General features: G+C 66.6%; 22 protein-coding genes. 11 read left to right on the top strand and 11 right to left on the bottom strand.

The annotated features are described in order from the left end of the window. The first annotated feature begins 551 nt into the window (after positions 1-551). The 3 genes from rpoN to OU998_RS03965 all read left to right on the top strand — a co-directional run bounded on the left by rpoN (position 552) and on the right by OU998_RS03965 (position 3307). Positions 552-2054, top strand: a complete 1503-nt coding sequence (gene rpoN / locus OU998_RS03955; protein WP_267515545.1) for an RNA polymerase factor sigma-54 — start codon at positions 552-554, stop codon at positions 2052-2054. Between the two features lie 62 nt (positions 2055-2116). Next, entirely contained in the window at positions 2117-2755 is a 639-nt protein-coding gene (gene hpf / locus OU998_RS03960; RefSeq protein WP_267515546.1) for a ribosome hibernation-promoting factor, HPF/YfiA family, read from the top strand. 84 nt (positions 2756-2839) lie between these two features. Then, positions 2840-3307 (top strand): PTS sugar transporter subunit IIA, encoded by a 468-nt coding sequence (locus OU998_RS03965; RefSeq protein WP_267515547.1) that lies wholly within the window; start codon positions 2840-2842, stop codon positions 3305-3307. A gap of 9 nt (positions 3308-3316) precedes the next feature. On the opposite strand, the gene OU998_RS03970 is transcribed toward OU998_RS03965, so the two are convergent. Both OU998_RS03970 and OU998_RS03975 read right to left on the bottom strand, forming a co-directional pair. Beyond that, on the bottom strand, positions 3317-3565 hold the full coding sequence (locus OU998_RS03970; RefSeq protein WP_267515548.1) for a DUF1150 family protein: 249 nt from the start codon (positions 3563-3565) through the stop codon (positions 3317-3319). A 63-nt stretch (positions 3566-3628) separates the two neighbouring features. After that, on the bottom strand, positions 3629-4051 hold the full coding sequence (locus OU998_RS03975) for an Hsp20 family protein (protein ID WP_267515549.1): 423 nt from the start codon (positions 4049-4051) through the stop codon (positions 3629-3631). Between the two features lie 172 nt (positions 4052-4223). Between OU998_RS03975 and OU998_RS03980 the strand changes: the two genes are divergently transcribed. Further along, positions 4224-4547, top strand: a complete 324-nt coding sequence (locus OU998_RS03980; protein ID WP_267515550.1) for a YnfA family protein — start codon at positions 4224-4226, stop codon at positions 4545-4547. Positions 4548-4614: 67 nt separating this feature from the next. Here OU998_RS03980 and OU998_RS03985 read toward each other — a convergent pair whose 3' ends face one another. From OU998_RS03985 to OU998_RS16995, 3 genes are all read right to left on the bottom strand, one after another. After that, a complete protein-coding gene (locus OU998_RS03985) occupies positions 4615-6162 on the bottom strand; it encodes a DEAD/DEAH box helicase (RefSeq protein ID WP_267515551.1) in 1548 nt (515 codons plus the stop codon). A 258-nt stretch (positions 6163-6420) separates the two neighbouring features. Further along, positions 6421-8058 carry a phosphoglucomutase (alpha-D-glucose-1,6-bisphosphate-dependent) gene (gene pgm, locus OU998_RS03990; RefSeq protein ID WP_267515552.1) on the bottom strand — a complete coding sequence of 546 codons (1638 nt, stop codon included), beginning with the start codon at positions 8056-8058 and terminating at the stop codon, positions 6421-6423. A gap of 116 nt (positions 8059-8174) precedes the next feature. Beyond that, on the bottom strand, positions 8175-8624 hold the full coding sequence (locus OU998_RS16995; protein ID WP_324287975.1) for a neutral zinc metallopeptidase: 450 nt from the start codon (positions 8622-8624) through the stop codon (positions 8175-8177). 188 nt (positions 8625-8812) lie between these two features. On the opposite strand from OU998_RS16995, the gene OU998_RS04000 reads away from it, so the two are divergent. Further along, a complete protein-coding gene (locus tag OU998_RS04000; RefSeq protein WP_267515554.1) occupies positions 8813-9361 on the top strand; it encodes an EF-hand domain-containing protein in 549 nt (182 codons plus the stop codon). Positions 9362-9413: 52 nt separating this feature from the next. On the opposite strand, the gene OU998_RS04005 is transcribed toward OU998_RS04000, so the two are convergent. Then, complete coding sequence (locus tag OU998_RS04005) at positions 9414-10064, bottom strand: class I SAM-dependent methyltransferase (protein WP_267515555.1); 651 nt, start codon at positions 10062-10064, stop codon at positions 9414-9416. A gap of 126 nt (positions 10065-10190) precedes the next feature. On the opposite strand from OU998_RS04005, the gene OU998_RS04010 reads away from it, so the two are divergent. The 3 genes from OU998_RS04010 to OU998_RS04020 are packed head-to-tail and all read left to right on the top strand — an operon-like array spanning position 10191 to position 10984. Further along, positions 10191-10598, top strand: a complete 408-nt coding sequence (locus OU998_RS04010; RefSeq protein WP_267515556.1) for a hypothetical protein — start codon at positions 10191-10193, stop codon at positions 10596-10598. Continuing rightward, complete coding sequence (locus tag OU998_RS04015; protein WP_008264044.1) at positions 10595-10792, top strand: helix-turn-helix transcriptional regulator; 198 nt, start codon at positions 10595-10597, stop codon at positions 10790-10792. The genes OU998_RS04010 and OU998_RS04015 overlap by 4 nt, the downstream gene beginning before the upstream one ends. Positions 10793-10831: 39 nt before the next feature. Then, positions 10832-10984, top strand: a complete 153-nt coding sequence (locus tag OU998_RS04020) for a hypothetical protein (protein ID WP_267515557.1) — start codon at positions 10832-10834, stop codon at positions 10982-10984. Here the strand turns inward: OU998_RS04020 and OU998_RS04025 are convergent, their stop codons facing one another. The 5 genes from OU998_RS04025 to OU998_RS04045 all read right to left on the bottom strand — a co-directional run bounded on the left by OU998_RS04025 (position 10985) and on the right by OU998_RS04045 (position 15341). Beyond that, positions 10985-11830, bottom strand: coding sequence for a DUF3298 and DUF4163 domain-containing protein (locus OU998_RS04025; protein ID WP_267515558.1), 846 nt, complete (start codon positions 11828-11830; stop codon positions 10985-10987). Positions 11831-11841: 11 nt separating this feature from the next. Further along, positions 11842-12840: a UbiA family prenyltransferase gene (locus OU998_RS04030; protein ID WP_267515559.1), complete on the bottom strand. Its 999-nt coding sequence runs from the start codon at positions 12838-12840 to the stop codon at positions 11842-11844. 733 nt (positions 12841-13573) lie between these two features. Then, entirely contained in the window at positions 13574-14356 is a 783-nt protein-coding gene (locus tag OU998_RS04035) for a GIN domain-containing protein (protein ID WP_267515560.1), read from the bottom strand. Further along, positions 14353-14958 (bottom strand): DUF1700 domain-containing protein, encoded by a 606-nt coding sequence (locus OU998_RS04040; protein ID WP_267515561.1) that lies wholly within the window; start codon positions 14956-14958, stop codon positions 14353-14355. The genes OU998_RS04035 and OU998_RS04040 overlap by 4 nt, the downstream gene beginning before the upstream one ends. After that, positions 14955-15341 (bottom strand): PadR family transcriptional regulator, encoded by a 387-nt coding sequence (locus tag OU998_RS04045; protein WP_267515562.1) that lies wholly within the window; start codon positions 15339-15341, stop codon positions 14955-14957. The genes OU998_RS04040 and OU998_RS04045 overlap by 4 nt, the downstream gene beginning before the upstream one ends. A 276-nt stretch (positions 15342-15617) precedes the next feature. Between OU998_RS04045 and coxB the strand changes: the two genes are divergently transcribed. From coxB to cyoE, 3 genes are all read left to right on the top strand, one after another. Next, positions 15618-16586: a cytochrome c oxidase subunit II gene (coxB, locus tag OU998_RS04050; RefSeq protein WP_267515563.1), complete on the top strand. Its 969-nt coding sequence runs from the start codon at positions 15618-15620 to the stop codon at positions 16584-16586. A 15-nt stretch (positions 16587-16601) separates the two neighbouring features. Further along, a complete protein-coding gene (gene ctaD / locus OU998_RS04055; RefSeq protein WP_267515564.1) occupies positions 16602-18281 on the top strand; it encodes a cytochrome c oxidase subunit I in 1680 nt (559 codons plus the stop codon). Between the two features lie 145 nt (positions 18282-18426). Next, entirely contained in the window at positions 18427-19404 is a 978-nt protein-coding gene (gene cyoE / locus OU998_RS04060) for a heme o synthase (RefSeq protein ID WP_267515565.1), read from the top strand. The last annotated feature ends 1 nt before the right edge of the window (position 19405 follow it).

Consider the following 19405-nt stretch of genomic DNA (forward strand, 5'->3'; position numbering starts at 1 on the left):
TAACAAAATCTCGCCCCCCGCTTCTCACCACCCCTCAAAACCCCCGCATAATACCCCCGGTCTCGTCGCTAGGAGGGCTCGTAAGGCCTGCGACCTTGCGGCGGCGGGAGCGTAGGGATCAGGGGCGGGGGTGGGATTCCCTCGCGCCGCATGACGGTGCATCGGTGGGCTCATCCCGCGCAGAAACGTCGGCGGAGGACACGGGGTTAGGAACCCGGTCGCACTCGGGACGGTCCTTCGCAGGGATCGCCGACCTGACGCTGGCCTTGGGGAAGAGGCATCACAACTGCCGCTTCAATATCCCCGGCCGGCAGAAACACCCTGCGCGCGGAGCGTCTGTCTTCGTCGAAACGGTAAAAACTAATCCATCCCGGGCGAGGCCCGGCGCTCCGTCCCGCCCTCCACTCGCGATGGGCCTCCAACTTCGCAGCTGAGGCGCGAGGGGGCTTCTGCACACCCGTGTTCCGATATTTGTCGGGCGTTAACCAATAGGCCGCCATTCTGCACAGCAAGTTCCGGGCCAGTTCGGCGCGCGGAGGGGATTTTCGAACGTGATCGGGCAACGTCTAGAGATCAGACAGGGGCAGGGGCTGGTCATCACGCCCCAGCTGCAGCAGGCGATCAAGCTGCTGCAACTGTCGAACCTCGAGCTTGAGGAGTTCGTCGAGGCCGAGCTGGAGCGCAATCCCCTGCTGCAACGCGACGAGCCGGAAGGCGATGGACCCGAGGCCCCGGAGAAGATGTCCGATGCGGCGTCCGACGGCGAAATGTCCTTCGGCGACGGGGTCGGCCAGGATTCCGTCGCCTCGATGGACGCCGGGTCCGACGACGTCTACGGCGACGCCGCCCCCGGCGAACGCACCAGCGACCGCATGACCGACGAGGCCCAGCCCGGTCTGTCCGACTGGTCCAGCGCCGGCAAGGGCGGCCAGGTCTTCGAAGGCGACGGCGAACGGCCCGACGCCCACGAGCTGACCCTGTGGGAGCATCTTCAGGCCCAGGCCTCCTCGGCCGGCCTGTCGCCTGCCGACCACGCCATCGCCCTGACCCTGATCGACTCCACCGACGAGGGCGGCTATCTGCGCGGCGAAATGGCCGAGTTCGCGGATCGCCTCGGCGTCGGCCTGGATCGGATCGAGGCGGTCGTCGCCGTCTGCCAGGGGTTCGAGCCGACCGGGATCATGGCCCGTTCGGTGCCCGAATGCCTGAAGCTGCAACTGATCGAGCGCAATCGGTTCGACCCGGCCATGGGCGCCCTGCTCGACAATCTGGACCTGCTGGCCCGGCGCGACCTGGCCGGCCTGAAGAAGGTTTGCGGCGTCGACGCCGAGGATCTGACCGAGATGATCTCGGAGCTGAAGGCCCTGACCCCGCGCCCCGGCGCCGGTTTCGGCGGCGAACCGGCCCAGACCGTGGTGCCCGACGTCCATGTCCGGCCCGATCCGGCCGGCGGCTGGCGGGTCGAGCTGAACGCCGACACCCTGCCGCGTCTGTTGATCGACAAACGCTATCACGGCCTGGTCCAGGCCGGCGCCCGGTCCGACACCGAAAAGACCTTCGTCGCCGACTGCGCCGCCCAGGCCAGCTGGCTGGTCAAGTCGCTGGACCAGCGGGCCAAGACCATTCTGAAGGTCTCGTCCGAGATCGTGCGCCAGCAGGACGCCTTCCTGGCCTTCGGCGTCGAATTCCTCCGGCCGCTGAATCTGAAGACCGTCGCCGACGCCATCGGCATGCACGAATCGACGGTCAGCCGCGTCACCTCGAACAAATATGTCTCGACCCCGCGCGGGGTGTTCGAGCTGAAATTCTTCTTCACCGCCGCCATCCAGTCGGTGGACGGCGCCTCGACCCATTCGGCCGAAGCCGTCCGTCACCGGATCAAGGCGATGATCGATGGAGAGGGCGTGGACGGCGACGTTTTGTCCGATGATCGGATCGTCGAAATCCTTAAGGAGACGGGCATAGATATAGCCCGTAGGACGGTCGCCAAGTATCGGGAAGCCTTGAGGATTCCATCCTCGGTCGAACGCCGCAGGATGCTTAAGACCGCCTGAAGCGTGACCACAAATCGGTGATCTCGATTGACACCAAATGAGAGCGGGAGCGTTCTATCCGTATGCAAGTCCAAGTCAGCGGCAAGCAAGTGGATGTCGGCGAAGCGTTAGGCTCGCGCATCTCCCAGGAACTCGAAGACGGGGTCGGAAAATACTTCGCCCGCGGCGGTGACGACGCCGAGGTCGTGGTGTCGAAAGACGGCCACAACTTCAAGGTGGACTGTTGGGTCCGCCTCGCGTCGGGCCAGACCCTGGTGACGACCGGCATGGGCGGCGACGCCCATTCGGCCTTCACCGAGGCGCTGGACCGGCTCGAAAAGCGCGTCCGTCGCTACAAGCGCCGGCTCAAGGATCACCACATCGGGCCCAAGGGCCTGTCGCCTGAAAAGACTGAAAACGCCGCCCGCGAAGTCGCTCGCAGCATCGTGCTGCGGGATCCCGACAGCGTCGAGGACGACGTCTTCGGCGACACCGGCGACAACGACGGTCCGCCCCCGGTGGGCATGGTCATCGCCGAGACCGAGCACGAGATCCGCACCATCACGGTCGGTCGCGCGGTGCTCGAGCTGGACATGACCGGCTATCCGGTCGTCCTCTTCCGCAACGCCGCCCACGGCGGCCTCGCGGTGGTTTACCGCCGGCCCGACGGCAACGTCGGCTGGATCGATCCGGAGCGCACCAAGAAGACGAACGGGCACTAGGTTAACGGCTCAGTTTGACTTTGTCGCGGGAGCCTCTAAAGGGGCGCCCGCGACCCCCAGTCGCTTATCTAGAGTTGGGCTACCATGGACATCGCAGATCTGCTTGCGCCGAACGGCGTGGTGCTGCGCGGCGGCGCCTCTTCCAAGCGACAGGCGCTTCACGCCGTCGCCGAAGCCGCGTCCATGGCCCTGGGCATCGATCAGGGTCGTATTTTCGAAGCCCTGCTTGAACGCGAGGCCCTGGGTTCGACCGGCCTGGGTTCCGGCGTCGCCGTGCCCCACGCCCGTCTGACCGAGATTGACCGGGTCACGGCCGTCTTCGTTCGCCTGGATTCGCCCGTCGCCTACGATTCGGTCGACGATCGTCCGGTCGATCTGCTGCTGGCCCTGTTCGCTCCGCCCAAGGACGGCGCCGAACATCTGCGCGCCCTGGCCGCCGTCTCCCGGGCTCTCCGCTCGCCCGAACTCCGCGAGCAACTGCGTCAGGCGCAGACGGTTGACGCGATCAAGGCTCTGTTCGTCAAGGATCAGGCCCCCGCCACGGCGGCCTGACCCACCGCCTCAGTGAACTGAAACCGGCTCCAGCTCATGGGCCACGGCGGCGGCGAAGGCCGTCTCGCGGTCAAGCATCACCGCCAACCGCTCTCCATCGGCGCTGTGGACGGCGTACAGCGATTGATTGGGGGCGAAGGCGATGTCCTTCATCTCGACCGCTTCTTCCAGCAGGTCGGCCGCCTTCACCTCGCGCACATAGACGAGATCGGGCGCGCCCATTCCTGCAAAGTCTTCCTTGGTCATCATCGGCGTCATTAGGACCGCCTCCTTGAAATTTACAACGCCCGGATCGCCGGGCGGTTCGGACAGTCGCGCTTTTCAGCCCGCCGTGATGGGAATCCGCCGCACCTGACGCTCGGCCTCGGGGCGGATCAGGTCGACGTGCAGAAGACCATGCTCCAACCGGGCGCCCTGGACCTCAAGTCCGTCGGCCAGGACAAAGCTGCGGACGAAGCCGCGGGCTGCGATGCCGCGATGCAGGAAGGCCTGTTCGCCCTTGGCCGCGTCGTCGCGCTTGCCGGCGATGGTCAGTTGCCGCCCTTCCAGAGTGATGGCCAGTTCATCGGGTGCGAACCCGGCGACGGCCAGGCTGATTCGCACGCCCGCATCGCCGATCTGTTCGACGTTATAGGGCGGATAGCTTTCGGCTGCGGCCTTTGCGGCGCGGTCGATCAGGGTGCGGGTATGGTCGAAGCCCAGCAGGAAGGGGCTGTCGAAAAGAATGGTGCGGGTCGTCGTCATCTGGGTCCTCTGCAAAGCGACCGACCGTCGGCCTCCCGCAATCGGCAAGGCTCCCGGTCACAGATGAAGATGGGGGCGGAAAGGGGTGGGATCAACCATCAGGCGTCGGTCATCCCAATCCCGTCAACAGACAAGGATGACGGCGTTGGAAAAGGCGGCATAAGAAGCCCGCATGAAACCGGCTCTCATATACCCGCTCGCAGCGCTGGCGGAGATCGCCGGCTGTTTCGCCTTCTGGGCCTGGCTGAAGCTGGACCGCTCGCCGCTGTGGCTGGCCCCGGGCGTGATCTGTCTGATCGTCTTCGCCGGACTGCTGACCCTGGCCCCCAGCGACGCGGCGGGCCGGGCCTTTGCGGCCTATGGCGGGGTCTATATCTGCGCGTCTCTGGTCTGGATGTCGGTGGTCGAAAAGACGCCCCCCGACCGCTGGGACTTGATCGGCGGCGCGGTTTGCCTGATCGGGGCCGGGATCATCCTGTTCGGCCTGCGCGAATAGGGAAATCTCAGCTGAGTTGGACGGGGTCCAACTCAGCTGATTTCGCACTGGGTAAACGCGTTGGGGGTCAGGCCTTGGCGGCGCCGCCGCTATAGCCCTTGCCGCCGTTCGACGGGCGACGACGGGGACGGCGCTTCATTTCGCCTTCCGCCGGCTTGGCGTTGTCGTTGATTGACGGCACGCGCTCGCCGGCCAGGGGGTTGTAGGCGCGTTCGGGACGCGGGGCCGCCGGGGTCTCGCCGGGACGGTTGCGACGCTGACGGTGCGGCTGGCCGCCGCCTTCAGGGCGCACGCCGTCGCGATGCGGGACGCGGCTGCGTCCACGACCACCCCGACCTTCACCACGGCCGCCTTCGCCCCGGTCGCCGCCTTCGCGTTCCGGCATGGTCGCCTTCTTGCCAACGCCGGTCGCCATGATGGTGGCGTCCAGTTGGCCCAGGGCCTTGTCGTTGCGACGGTCGATGGCCGGGATCTTCTGGCGGGTGACCTTTTCGATATCCTTCAGCAGCTTCATCTCGTCGCCGGCGACGAAGCTGATGGCGGTGCCGTCGGCGCCCGCGCGGGCCGTCCGGCCGATGCGGTGCACATAGGCTTCCGGCACGAAGGGCAGTTCGAAGTTCACGACGTGCGAGACGCCGTCCACATCGATGCCGCGCGCGGCGATGTCGGTGGCGACCAGGACGCGCAGCTTGCCCTTTTTGAAGGCTTCCAGCGTGCGCTCACGCTGGGGCTGGCTCTTGTTGCCGTGGATGGCGCCGGCCTCGACGCCGCCCGCTTCCAGATAGGCCGCGACCTTGTCGGCGCCGTGCTTGGTCTTGGTGAAGACCAGGCAGCGCGTATAGGCGGGATCGCTGAACATGTCGGTCAGCAGGGCGCGCTTGCGGCCCTGTTCGACGTAGATCACCGACTGGTTGATGCGCTGCACTGTGGTCGACTGCGGCGTGACCTGGACCTTGACCGGATCCTTCAGCAGTTCACCCGCCAGCTTGCCGATCTCGCTCGGCATGGTCGCCGAGAAGAACAGGTTCTGGCGGCGGGCCGGCATCTTGGCGACGATCTGGCGGATCGGCTTAATGAAGCCCAGGTCCAGCATCTGGTCGGCCTCGTCCAGCACGAAGATTTCGGTCTGCGACAGGTCGAGCGTCTTCTGCTGGATATGGTCCAGCAGACGGCCGGGCGCCGCGACCAGGATGTCGAGGCCCTGTTGCAGGGCGCGTTCCTGGCCGCCGTACTTAACGCCGCCGAAGATGACGGCGACCCGGAAGCCCAGGTGGGCGCCATAGGCCTTGAAGCTGTCGCCGATCTGGGTGGCCAGTTCGCGCGTGGGGCTTAGAACCAGAACCCGCGTGGTGCGCGGCACCGGCGGAGTGCGGTTCTCGGCCAGGCGGTGCAGGATCGGCAGGGCGAAGGCGGCGGTCTTGCCGGTGCCGGTCTGGGCGATGCCCAGCAGGTCCTTGCCCAGCATGACGTCGGGGATGGCCTTTTCCTGGATCGGGGTCGGCTTGGTGTAGCCTTCCGAGGTCAGGGCTTGGAGAAGGGCCTTGTTCAGGCCCATGGATTCGAATGTGGTGCTCACAGCAGTGTCTTTCGCGTGCGGCAGAGCGCTTTCAGCCATGGCATGACGCCTTAGGGCCGCGCACCGCCAGTCCCGGCCGGGCTTCGGAATGAAGCCTGCGGGGTGGATCGGGCGCCGCCCCGCGTGTCCGGGCAGCGAATGAACTTGAGGGGCCGGCGGCTTCTACAGACAGGTCCGAAAAGGACCCACACGCGCTGGAGACGCCGGAGATCGCGATTGTGCGACGCAGCGCAAATGGGCGCTTATCCGCACAAAGTCAAGCCGACGCGCTGTGGCCTGGGCGGGCGCGCCGGATGCCTAGCTTGCCAGGGCGGCCGCCACCACGGTCTTGGCCTCGGTCTGCACCTGGACCAGATGGTCCGCGCCGAGGAAGGATTCGGCGTAGATCTTGTAGACGTCCTCGGTGCCCGACGGACGGGCGGCGAACCAGGCGTCGGCGGTGACGACCTTCAGCCCGCCGATGGCCTCGCCGTTGCCGCTGGCCTTGGTCATGATGTCGACGATCGGCTGGCCGGCCAGGGTCTGGGCGGTGACGTCGGCAGGGCTGAGAGCCGCCAGACGCGCCTTCTGGGCGCGGTCGGCCGGGGCGTCGATCCGAGCATAGGCGGGGGCGCCGTACTGGCCGGTCAGGCCGGCGTAAAGCTGGCTGGCGCTCTGGCCCGTGCGGGCCTGGATCTCGGCGGCGAGCAGGCAGAGCAGAAGCCCGTCCTTGTCGGTGGACCAGACGGCGCCGTCGCGGCGCAGGAAGGAGGCGCCGGCCGATTCCTCGCCGCCGAACCCGACGGTTCCGTCCAGCAGGCCGGGCACGAAATGCTTGAACCCGACCGGCACCTCCAACAGGCGGCGGCCCAGGCCGGCGACGACGCGGTCGATCATCGAAGAGGACACCAGGGTCTTGCCCACGGCCACGTCCGCGCCCCAGCCTGGCCGGTTGGCGAACAGGTAGGCGATGCTGACCGCCAGGAAATGATTGGGGTTCATCAGCCCGCCGTCGGGCGTGACAATGCCGTGGCGATCGGCGTCGGCGTCATTGCCGAAAGCCACGTCATAGGCCGATCCGCCCTGCATCATCCGGATCAGATTGGCCATGGCGCTGGGCGACGAACAGTCCATCCGGATCTTGCCGTCGGCGTCCAACGGCATGAAGGCCCAGCGCGGATCCACGGCGTCATTGACCACGGTCAGATTCAGACGGTGCCGGTCGGCGACCTCGCCCCAGTAGGCGACGGCCGCGCCACCCAGGGGATCGGCGCCGATGCGCACGCCGGCGTCGCGAATGGCGTCCAGGTCCAACACGCTGGGCAGGTCGTCGATATAGGCGGACAGGAAGTCAAACCGACCCGCCGCAGCATAGGCCTTTTCGAACGGGACGCGCTTCACATCGACCAGGCCGCCCTCGATCAGTTGGTTGGCGCGCGCGGCGATGGCGGAGGTGGCGTCGCTCCCGGCCGGACCGCCCGAGGGGGGGTTGTACTTAATGCCGCCGTCGCGGGGGGGGTTGTGCGACGGGGTGATCAGAATTCCGTCGGCCTGACGCGCGTTGGCGCGGTTGTAGGTCAGGATGGCGTGCGAGACGGCGGGGGTCGGGGTGAAGCCGTCGCGGGAATCGATCAGCACCTCGACGCCGTTGGCGATCAGCACCTCCAGCGTCGTGCGCCAGGCAGGTTCGGAAAGCCCATGTGTATCGCGCCCCACGAACAAGGGCCCGGTGATCCCCTGCGCGGCCCGGTACTCAGCGATGGATTGCGCGATGGCCAGGATGTGAGCCTGATTGAAGGCGCCGTCCAGGCTGGATCCGCGATGGCCTGAGGTGCCGAATGCGACCCGTTGAGCGGGATCGGCCATGTCGGGCCGCCCTGAATCATAGGCGCCGAGCAGGGCGTTGAGATCGATCAGGTCTTCCGGGAGGGCCTGTTGGCCGGCGCGAGCATGCATGCGGAGTCCATCCGTCTGAACAGTGGGGTGGTCATAGGGGCCGAGGCGGCGGGGAGGCGGTCGGCGTCTCATTCATGAGTGACATTTGCGACGTGGGATTGAAACCCCGTAAAGGTTCAGCTTTCGCTGAAGGTGTCGCAGGCGGCGGGGGTGCATGACTGATAGCAGCGCGGCAACCATGCAACCCTCTGGGCTGAGAAGCCGTGGGTGAAGCTCTCGGGAGAGACCCGCGCACCCCTGCGGCGCTGCAAGGTGTCGTCGCCGATGGCCGGGGAGGCCAGGCATAGGGTGGCGTCTGACCTAGGGTCGCAGAAGCCCAACCCGAGGCGATCAGAGCTAGAATGGGCGCTAGACATCTCATGAGACTTCAGATGGGGAGAAGCTCGCCCCACGCCAAGCGGCGCTCCGAGTTTGTTGCAAAATTGAAATAAGCGATATAAAACAGCTCTTTGCGGGAAGTTTACAATAGATCTTGCAGGGTCGTTCGTGGCGGGACGCGCGGCCTTAGGTCGGGTGGGACTCCGTCGCCTCCGATCAGGAGTCAGGAATGTCGGTATCTTCCGCATCCTCGGCCTCTGCCGGTCTGTCGCTACAGGCCCTACGCGGCCTGTTTCAGACCCAGAGCGCCGAATCCACTGGGCAAACTTCGCCTAGCGAGGGGCTGTTCAGCCCCAGTCAGGGGACATCCTCGTCCCCACCGCCGCCCGCCCCGCCCCAGGCAAGCTCGGCCTCAAGTGGCCTTAGTTCGGACACAATGTCCGCACTTCTCGAAAGCCAGGAGACCGCCTCCACGGGGCAGGATCTGATCAGCAGCCTGATCTCGGACCTCGATTCCGACGGTGACGGCGGGCTGAGCCTGACTGAGATTGGTGACGCGCTCGGCGTTTCCGACACCTCGGAAATTTCTGACGCCTTCGCTTCGCTGGATACTGATAGCGATGGCGTGATGAGCGCCGAGGAGCTTGAGACCGGGCTCCAGGCCATGGGGCCGCCGCCTGGGGGACCGCCTCCCGGCGGGGGCGCGGCGCCGGCCTCGGCGGAGGAGACGACCGAGACTGTTTTCGACGCCGCTGACACCAATGAGGACGGCACGATCAGCATGGAGGAGTTGATGGCGTCGCTGAGTGAGGATGACTCTTCAGCCATCAGCGACACCTTTGCGGCTGTGGACACCGACGGCGACGGCGGGATCAGCAAGACCGAACTCACCTCGGCCTTCGAGTCCATGATGGCCAAACAGGTCGAATCCTATGGCAGCTGGGCCTCCGAGGAAGCCACCGGCAGCCTGATGGCGGCGGCCTGACGTCAGACCCAGGGGCGAGATCGGCGGGGCGGCGACGCCCCGCCGATTGTCCTTAGGGCAGAGCCCAAACGGAGGCGCGCTTGATCTCCTGGTCCTCCAATTCTCGCGTGGTGGGCACCCTGTATTCGGCCAGGAAGTCCAGGCCGGAACGGGGGAAATAGGTGCGGCCCGGATCGCCGATCAGGACGCGGGTTCCGGCGGTGCGGGCTTTAGCCAGCCAGGCCAGCACCGCCTCCGTCATCGGTTTTTCATAGCAGATGTCCCCGGCGCAGATGACGTCGACCGCAGGCGGCGGCCTGTCGAGCAGGTTCTGACCGGTGAAGTCCAAGGCCACGTCATTGGCCCGGGCGTTGGCGGCGACGGCGGCCTGACAGAAGGGGTCGATGTCGGCGCACAGAACCGAGGCGGCGCCGGCCTGCATGGCGGCGACGCCGACCAAGCCCGAGCCGGCGGCGAAATCCAGCACCCGCTTGCCCGTCACCTCGTGCGGATTGTCCAGCAGATAGCGGCTCAGCGCCTGACCGCCGGCCCAGGCGAAGGCCCAGAAGGGCGGCGGCAAGCCCAGTTCGCCCAGTTCTTCCTCCGTCATGCGCCAGATCGGCGTGATCTCGTCCGCCAGCCAGAGCGAGATCTCCGGCGCATGGGGCACGGGCTGGAGCCGCGTATTGGCGCGGATGAAGGCGGCGGGGTCGGGGATGGTCATGGCGTCAGGGTAGCGGTGCTGACGTCGCGGCGACAGCGCGGCGACGCAGTAATGTTAGACTTACAAAAAGTCAGGTTGACATGACATTTGGCTGATGTCAGGTTCGCCTTACACAAGGAGGCGGACATGCTGTCTTTCGGAAAATCGACCACCCCGGCGCACCGGCGATACGTCATTCGCATGATGGCGTTCACCATCCCCTATGTGGCCATTTGCGTGGCCATGATGACGACCGACGCCTTTGACGAGGTGATGGGAAAGCCGGCGGCCTGGCTGTTGGCGGCGGCGGTTTCGGCGCCGGTGATCGGCCAGATCTGGGCCGTTCTGGCCTTGATGCGGGAAAGCGATGAGTTCGTGCGCGGCGTAACGGCGAAACAGTTTATCGTCGCCGCCGGCCTGACCCTGGCGATCGCGACCTTCTGGGGCTTTGGCGAGAGCTTCGCCGGGGCCCCGCATATCGAGACCTGGCTGATCGTGCCCCTGTTCTGGGGCCTGTACGGCCTGACCGCGCCCTTCATCCGGACCAGCCGATGAAGAACCGGCTGAAACTGCTGCGCGTCGAGCGCGGCTGGACCCAGGAGCAGTTGGGCCAGGCGCTGGGCGTGTCGCGACAGGCGGTGATCGCCCTGGAGACCGAGCGGCACGATCCGTCGCTGGACCTGGCCTATCGCATCGCGGCGGCCTTCGACCGACCGGTCGAGGAGATTTTCGAGAACCCGCACGCCTGAGGGCGGCGGACCAAACCTAAAATCCAAGGGAGACATCCGATGTTCGACGCCTTCTTCAAGGCGCGCCCGCGCCTGCGCGCCGCTCTGTTCGGTCTGGCGGTCTGCACCCCGTCGTTCGTGGTCGGCGTCACTGCGGCCTTCGCCCAGCCGCAGCGGTTTGCTGAGCTGGTGGATCAGTTCCTGGCGGATTGATCAGCCTCCTTTGGGCGTCACGTCCCCGGCCTTGACCAGCGCGCCGGCGAACTCGTCGGCGTAGGCCGGGTTGAGCAGGGCGCGGAAGACCGACTGGGGCACGGCGATCCGGTAGGGGCCGTCCGAATAGGGGCCGATCTGATAGGCGCCGATCAGGAAGATCACCCCGCCCGCCTTGCCCGGCGTGGTGCTGGGGGCCAGGACGAAGGGGGTGGAGACGGCCTTGGGACAGGCCCACATCTTGCCGTCCAGGTTCGCCGTTTCGGAACCCGGAGAGCGGGCCTGTTTGGCGGCGTTGGCGGCGTCGCACAGGGCCTTGTTCAGACCGGACAGGTCGGCGCCGGGGCGGAACAGATCGGCGAAGCCGAGCTGTTTCTTCATCGCCTTGTCCCAGAGCACGGCCGAGAAACTGGTGTTGGGGTGGGCGCCGCCGGCGTATTCGGAATCGGTGCGGGACAGGCTGAACAGCTTGCCGGTCTCGGCGCCGGGGTCGAAGGCGATGGTCTTCTCATAGGGGTTGGACCCGCCGCCGGCCTCGGACAGGTCGGCCTGGGCGCCTTCGGAGAACTGACGCAGATCGCGCACGGCGGCGGCGTAGAGGGGGGCGTGCAGGTCCGGCTTGGACTTGATGGCGTCCGGCAGGGTCAGTTTGACGCTGGCGTACTGGGTCTTGGACTCGAAGCCCATCGGGGCGCCGGCCGTGGCGGGATTGACCGGGGCGGCGGCGGTCGGGGCGGGCGAGGGCGCCTCGGCCTTGTCCTCGCGACGCTGGCAGGCGGCCAAGGTCGCAGAAAGGGCGGCGGTGACTGCGGCGGACAGCAGCAGGATGCGAACGGTGGAGGTCATGGAGGGCTCCTTCACAGGCCGAGGGATCCGAGGGCGAGGGCGGCCAGCAGGATGAAGCCGGCCTCGCGGTTGGACTTGAACAGTTTCAGGGCGAGGACGCCGTCGGTGCGGTCGAGGCGGAGGACTTGGCGGGCCAGATGGGCGGCGTAGAGGGCCAGGCCCAGCCAGAACAGCGGGCCGAGGCCGGCGGCGAGGCCGGCCAGGGCGACGAGGATCAGGCTGATACCATAGAAGACGGCGACGCCGGGGCGGACGGCCGAGGCCAGGCGGCGGGCGGAGGATTTGACGCCGACCATGGCGTCGTCCTCGATGTCCTGAAGGGCGTAGATGGTGTCGTAGCCCAGGGTCCAGAAGACGCCGCCGAGCCAGAGAAGGATGGCCGTGAGGGCGGGGCGAACGAGGACGCAGTCGGAGCAGGGGATGCTCGAAAGAGCGAGGGCTTGCCGGTCCATCATAGCGATGATCGCCGTCACAGCGGCGAAATACCCCATCAGGGCGCCCCAGTTGAAGGTCATGCCCAGCCAGGCCTGGGGCCACCAGGTGATGCGCTTCATAAAGGGATAGGCGGCGACCAGGGCGAGGGAGCCGACGCCGAGACCGATGGCGACAGGACCGAGGGTCAGCAGGATCAGCAGGCTGATCAGGCTGCAACCGACGACGAAGGCCCAGGCCTGTTTGACGCTGATCAGGCCGGCGGGGATGGGGCGGAGCGCGGTGCGGGCGACCTGGGCGTCGAAGTCGCGATCGACGATGTCGTTGAAGGCGCAGCCGGCGGCGCGCATCAGACAGGCCCCGACGCCGAAGCCGACGAACAGCCACAGATCATAGAGGCCGGGCGCCTGCCGATACTGGGCCAGGGCCAGGACGATGCCCTGCCAGCCGGGCAGGAGCAGCAGCCAGACGCCGATGGGCCGGTCGAACCGGCCCAGCTTCAGCCAGGGTTTCAGCCGCTCCGGCGCATGGCGATCCACCCAGTTGGCGCCGGCGTCGGGAAGGGGGGCGGAGGTCATGGGCATGGCTTAGCCGGAATGGGGGACAGGGTGAAGGCGTGCGGGATCGTCTTCGCGCTTTCGCTGCGAAGTGTGGAGGGCGGGACGGAGCGCCGGGCCTCGCCCGGGATGGATTAGTTTTTACCGTTTCGACGAAGACAGACGCTCCGCGCGCAGGGTGTTTCTGCCGGCCGGGGATATTGAAGCGGCAGTTGTGATGCCTCTTCCCCAAGGCCTGCGTCAGGTCGGCGATCCCTGCGAAGGACCGTCCCGAGTGCGACCGGGTTCCTAACCCCGTGTCCTCCGCCGACGTTTCTGCGCGGGATGAGCCCACCGATGCACCGTCATGCGGCGCGAGGGAATCCCACCCCCGCCCCTGATCCCTACGCTCCCGCCGCCGCAAGGTCGCAGGCCTTACGAGCCCTCCTAGCGACGAGACCGGGGGTATTATGAGGGGGTTTTGAGGGGTGGTGAGAAGCGGGGGGTGAGATTTGTGTAAGGGGTTGGAATCGTTGGGGTGGAGGCAGCGTCATTGTGCGCGGTGCGGCGTCCGGCTTTCCCTTCTCCCCTTGCGGGAGAAGGTGGCCGAGCGGAGCGAGGTCGGATGAGGGGTTTTCCGACCGAAGGCGCTGCTCAGCTTGCTCCGACGCTGAACCGACCCCTCATCCGGCCCTACGGGCCACCTTCTCCCGCAAGGGGAGAAGGAGAAAAACCCTCTCCCGCAAGCGGGAGAGGGTCTGGGAGGTGAGCGTCTTCAGTTCTGGTACACGTCGCCGGAACCGGCGATTTCGCTGGTCAGTTTGGCCGGGCGGGTGGCCAGGGAGACGTCGCCGGAGCCGGCGATGCTGACCTGGACGTCGCCGGTGGGGGCGATGTCGGCGTCGCCGGAGCCGGCGATGTCGACGGTGGCGTCCTTGGCGTTCAGGGCCCGGAGATCGGCGTCGCCCGAGCCGGCGATGTCGATGTCGAGGGCGTCGGTGCGGCCGGCGGCGACGACATCGGACGAGCCGGAGATCGACAGGGTCATCGAGGGCTGATCATAGCCGGTGATGGCCAGGTCGCCGGAGCCGCTGGAGGCGAAGCGGCGGACATTGGGCGCCGTGACGACGACGCGCAGTTCGTCGCGTTCCGACCGGGCGGAGAAGTTTCCGCTGTTCCAGCCGAACACGACCCGTTCGTCGCCGTCGCCCAGGGACAGGCGGCCGTCGGTCAGGGTGACCCGGTCGGTCAGGCCCTTGGGCCCGGTGACGACCACGGTATTGGCCGGGCCCTGGACATATTCGACGTCGATGCTGGATTCGATGTCGAGGGTCTCGCCGCCGGTCCAGGCCAGGGTGCGGGTGGTGAAGGGGCCGAGATCGTCGGTCCCGCCGCCCTTGACCCGTTCGAAGCGGATGGTTTCGCCGTTGTCGTCCTTGATGGTCCAGGCCCAGCCGTGGCGTTGCAGGTCGTGGCCGCCGAGGGCGATGGCCCCGCCCAGGGTGACGATGCAGAGCACCAGGGCGGCGCCGGCGATGATGAACAGTGTGCGGATCATAGCGAGCCTCCCGTGCTCGAGACGTTGGATTGGGTTTCGGCTTGGGGCTCAAGCGCCGGCTTCAACAGGCGGTAGTGCAGGCGGGCGTACCAGACGATCCCGTTGATCAGCCAGACCGTGACGATGCTCAGCAGGGCGCCGATGAAGACGGCGCCGGCCATCAGGCCCAGCCCCATCAGGATCGCAGCGAACGGACCGCCGGGGAAGCCCGCGAAGGGCCCGGCCACCATGATGCCGCCGCCCGAGATGAACAGGGCGATGGCGGCGATGAAGAAGCCGAACAGGGTCCCGACCACGCCCATCAGAATGGGCAGGAGGATCAGGATGTCGATGGCCCCCAGGCCCAGGACGGCGAAGACGGCGGCGGCGGCGGCGGAGGGGTTCTTCTCCTGGCGCCAGCGCTGGATCCCGGCCTCGGCCTTCAGCTCGCGGGCCAGCCGGCCCGGATCGCCCAGGGCGGCGGCCACCTCGGCCTCGGTGCGGCCGGCGGCCAGGCCGTCGGCGAAATGGGTCTCATAGTCGGCGACGATGTCGGCCGCCGTGGCGGTCGGCAATCCGACCAGGCCGCTTCTGAGACGGGCGATGAATTCCGCACGCGTCATTGTTCCGTTCCCTCCGGTTGAACGTCGGCCGCCTGGGGCGCCGGCGTCTGGACTGTGGTTGCGTCGCTGGCCAGGACGGCGTCGACGGCTTGGGTGAAGGCCGACCATTCGACGGTCTGGGCGGCGAGGGCCGTCCGTCCGGCGTCGGTCAGGCGATAATATTTGCGGGACGGGCCGGACGAGGATTCGACCAGATAGGTCTCGACCTGTCCGTCCGACTGCATCCGCCGCATCAGGGGGTAGATGGTGCCTTCGCCCATATCGATCGCGTCCGACAGGCGGCTGGCGATCTCGTAGGCGTAGCTGTCGGCCCGGTTCAGAAGCGCCAGGACGCAAAGTCCCAGAACCCCCTTCTTCAGCTGTATCTCGATGGTTTCGGTCACCTCGATGTCTCCTTTGATGGAGATTGAGTACGACAAGGTACCTTGTGACGCAAGGTACCTGTTTAAACATGACGAAGGTTTAATCCAACGGAGTTCGGCGAGGAGGGTCAGTTTGGGGCGAGTTTGCGGCGGAGGCGGCGCGGATCGCTTGGCAAGCGAGGGGCGATCCGATAGGGACTCACAGAAGTGCCGGGTGGATCAACATGCCCATGTAAAGACTTGCGATCCACTCGCAAGTCTCTGCTGTAAAAGACAATATAGGGACTTCGTATGGGAATGGGGACACGAGCCCTGGGAAGAGCGAAGGCAGGGGCGAAGGCGGGGGCTACGGCCGTCGGGATCGCGCTGTTCTCGGCCGCGCCGACCTGGGCGCAGGATCTGTTGGGTCAGCCCACGCCGGGCGGCATCGACTTGCAGCCGGGCGCCGCGCCGCTGAAGCATGACGCCATCTGGTTCCACAATATCGTGCTGATGCCGGTGATTACCGGGATTACGTTGCTGGTTCTGGCCCTGCTGGCCTGGATCGTGTTCCGCTACAACAAGAAGTCCAATCCGACGCCCGCGCGTTGGAGCCACAACACGACGGTCGAGGTGATCTGGACCGTGCTGCCGGTGGTGATCCTGGTCTTCATCTCCCTGTTCTCGTTCCGGCTGCTGTTCGCCTATCACGACATGCCCGAGCCGGATCTGACGGTGAAGGTCACGGGCAACCAGTGGAACTGGGCCTATGAATATCCCGACCAGGGCGTGGCCGAATATATCTCCAACATGGTGCCCGAGGACGAGCTGGGCGAGCGCGGCCTGTCCCACGCCGTCTATCGTCTGGCGGCGGACGAGCCGATGGTGGTGCCGGTCGGCAAGACGGTGCAGCTGCTGATCACCGCATCCGACGTCATCCACGCCGTGGCCCTGCCGGCCTTCGGGCTGAAGACCGACGCCGTGCCCGGCCGGGTCAATAAGACCTGGTTCAAGGCCGAACGCACCGGCGTCTTCTACGGCCAGTGCTCGGAACTGTGCGGCGTCGACCACGCCTTCATGCCGATCCAGATCAATGTCGTGACCCAGGCCGAGTTCGAACGCTGGATCGCTTCCAAGGGCGGGTCGATGACGCCGAAGACGGCCGAGGCCGCGCCCGGCGCAACCACCGCCCAGGTCGAGGTCGCCGCCCCCACCGCCCAGACGGCGACGACGCCGACCGCTCAACCCGCTCCCGCCGCGGCCCCCGCCGCGCCGGCCGCCCAGTAAGAGGCGAGCAGTTCCATGGCTGACGCAATCATCTCGACCCGCGACACGCTGCACGCGCCCGAGGCCCATCACCACGACGACCACAAGCCGGGCTTCTTCACCCGCTGGTTCCTGTCGACCAACCACAAGGACATCGGCACCCTGTATCTGATGTTCGCCATCATGGCGGGCGTGGTCGGGGGCGCCCTGTCGGGCCTGATCCGCTGGGAACTGGCCGAGCCGGGCATCCAGATCTTCCGCGAAGGTTCGGGGGTCCAGCTGCTGGGTCTCGTGGAGCAGTCCAAGCACGGCTATAACGCCACCGTCACGGCCCACGCCCTGATCATGATCTTCTTCATGGTCATGCCCGCCATGATCGGCGGCTTCGGCAACTGGTTCGTGCCGATCATGATCGGGGCGCCGGACATGGCCTTCCCGCGCATGAACAACATCTCCTTCTGGCTGCTGGTCGCGGCCTGGGTGCTGCTGGTGCTGTCGATGTTCACCGACGGCGGGCCGGGCAAGGGCTTCGGCGGGGGCTGGACGGCCTATCCGCCGCTGTCGACCACGGGCCACGTCGGTCCCGCCTTCGACCTGGCCATCTTCGCCCTGCACGTGGCGGGCGCCAGCTCGATCCTGGGGGCGATCAACTTCATCACCACGATCCTGAACATGCGGGCGCCGGGCATGACCCTGCACCGGATGCCGCTGTTCGCCTGGTCGGTGCTGATCACCGCCTTCCTGCTGCTGCTGTCGCTGCCGGTGCTGGCGGGGGCGATCACCATGCTGCTGACCGACCGCAACTTCGGCACCCACTTCTTCGATCCGGCCGGCGGCGGCGATCCGGTCATGTACCAGCACCTGTTCTGGTTCTTCGGCCACCCGGAGGTCTATATCCTGATCCTGCCGGGCTTCGGCATCATCAGCCACATCGTCTCGACCTTCTCGAAGAAGCCGGTGTTCGGCTATCTGGCCATGGCCTATGCCATGGTGGCCATCGGCTTCGTCGGCTTCATCGTGTGGGCGCACCACATGTACACGGTCGGGATGAGCATCAATCTGCGGGCCTATTTCATCGCCGCGACCATGATCATCGCCGTGCCGACCGGGGTGAAGATCTTCAGCTGGATCGCCACCATGTGGGGCGGGTCCATCAGCTTCAAGACCCCCATGCTGTGGGCCATCGGCTTCATCTTCCTGTTCACCGTCGGCGGGGTGACGGGCGTGGTCCTGTCGAACGCCGGCATCGATTACAGCCTGCACGACACCTATTATGTCGTGGCCCACTTCCACTATGTGCTGTCGCTGGGCGCCGTCTTCGCCATCTTCGCGGGCTTCTACTACTGGTTCGAGAAGATGTTCGGGGTGAAGTACAACGAGTTCCTGGGCGCGACCCATTTCTGGATCATGTTCGTGGGCGTGAACCTGGTGTTCTTCCCGCAGCATTTCCTGGGTCTGCAAGGCATGCCGCGTCGCTATATCGACTATCCGGACGCCTTCACCCTGTGGAACCAGGTCTCGTCCTGGGGCTATGTGATCACCATCGTCGGCGTGGTCGTCTTCCTGGTCATGCTGGCCGAGGCCGCCATTCGCCGCCGGCCGGGCGTGGCCAATCCGTGGGGCGAGGGCGCGACGACCCTGGAGTGGACCCTGTCCTCGCCGCCGCCGACGCACCAGTTCAACGAACTGCCGGTGGTCAAGGACGACGCGCACTAACGCCCGTCCGTCGGCCTCGGGCCTGTCCCGAGGGCGACGGCGGACCTCAATATACGACGAGGGCCTCGGGCGTCATGTTCGAGGCCCTTTTCGTTTCGCTGAGACCTCGAGTCTCGGGACAAGCCCGCGGCTGAGGGTGTAGAAGATGACCATAGTGACCCCGACAGACCTTGATCGCCCCGTCCTCTCGACCGCCCAGCCGGAAGACTTTTTCCAGCTGCTGAAGCCGCGCGTCATGTCGGTGGTGGTCTTCACCGCCGCGACGGGGCTGGTCATGGCGCCGGGATCGATGAACCCGCTGGTCGCCGCCATCGCCATCCTGTGCATCGCGGTGGGCGCAGGCGCCGCCGGGGCGCTGAACATGGCGCTGGAGGGCGAGACCGACGCCCTGATGCGGCGCACGCGCGGTCGGCCGGTGGCGGCGGGGCGGGTGCGAAAGAATGACGCCATGGCCTATGGCGTGATCCTGAGCCTGTTCTCGGTCATGCTGCTGGGCATGAACACCAACTGGTTCGCGGCCGGTCTGCTGGCCCTGACCATCGTCTATTACGCCGGCTTCTACACCCTGCTGCTGAAGCGTCGGACGCCGCAGAATATCGTCATCGGCGGGGCGGCGGGCGCCTTTCCGCCGGTGATCGGCTGGGCGGCGGCGACCGGCGACGCGCCCTGGCAGGCCTGGCTGCTGTTCCTGATCATCTTCCTGTGGACCCCGCCGCATTCCTGGGCCCTGGCCCTGTATTCGGCCGGCGACTACGCCAAGGCGGGGATCCCGATGATGCCGGTGGCGCGGGGGGCCAAGTCCACGCGGTTGCAGATCCTGATCTATTCGCTGATCTTTGTGGCCTCGGCCGTGGCGCCGGCCCTGGTGGGCATGGGCGGGCTGATCTATGCCGCCGTGTCGGTCGCCGGGGGGCTGGCTTTCCTCGGTTTGGCCTGGCGGCTGTTCCGGTCCCGTGCGGGCGACGAGCCGGACAAGGCCGACACGGTGGGACGCGAGGCCGCATTGTATGATGTGAAGGCCCAGGCCAAACCGGCGCGTGACCTGTTCGCGTTTTCGATCCTGTATCTGGTCGCCCTGTTCTCGGCCTTCCTGGTCGAGGCTGTGGCCGGCCTGGGAGCCTGAG

This window comes from Brevundimonas sp. SL130 (genome assembly GCF_026625805.1).
Classification (GTDB): domain Bacteria; phylum Pseudomonadota; class Alphaproteobacteria; order Caulobacterales; family Caulobacteraceae; genus Brevundimonas.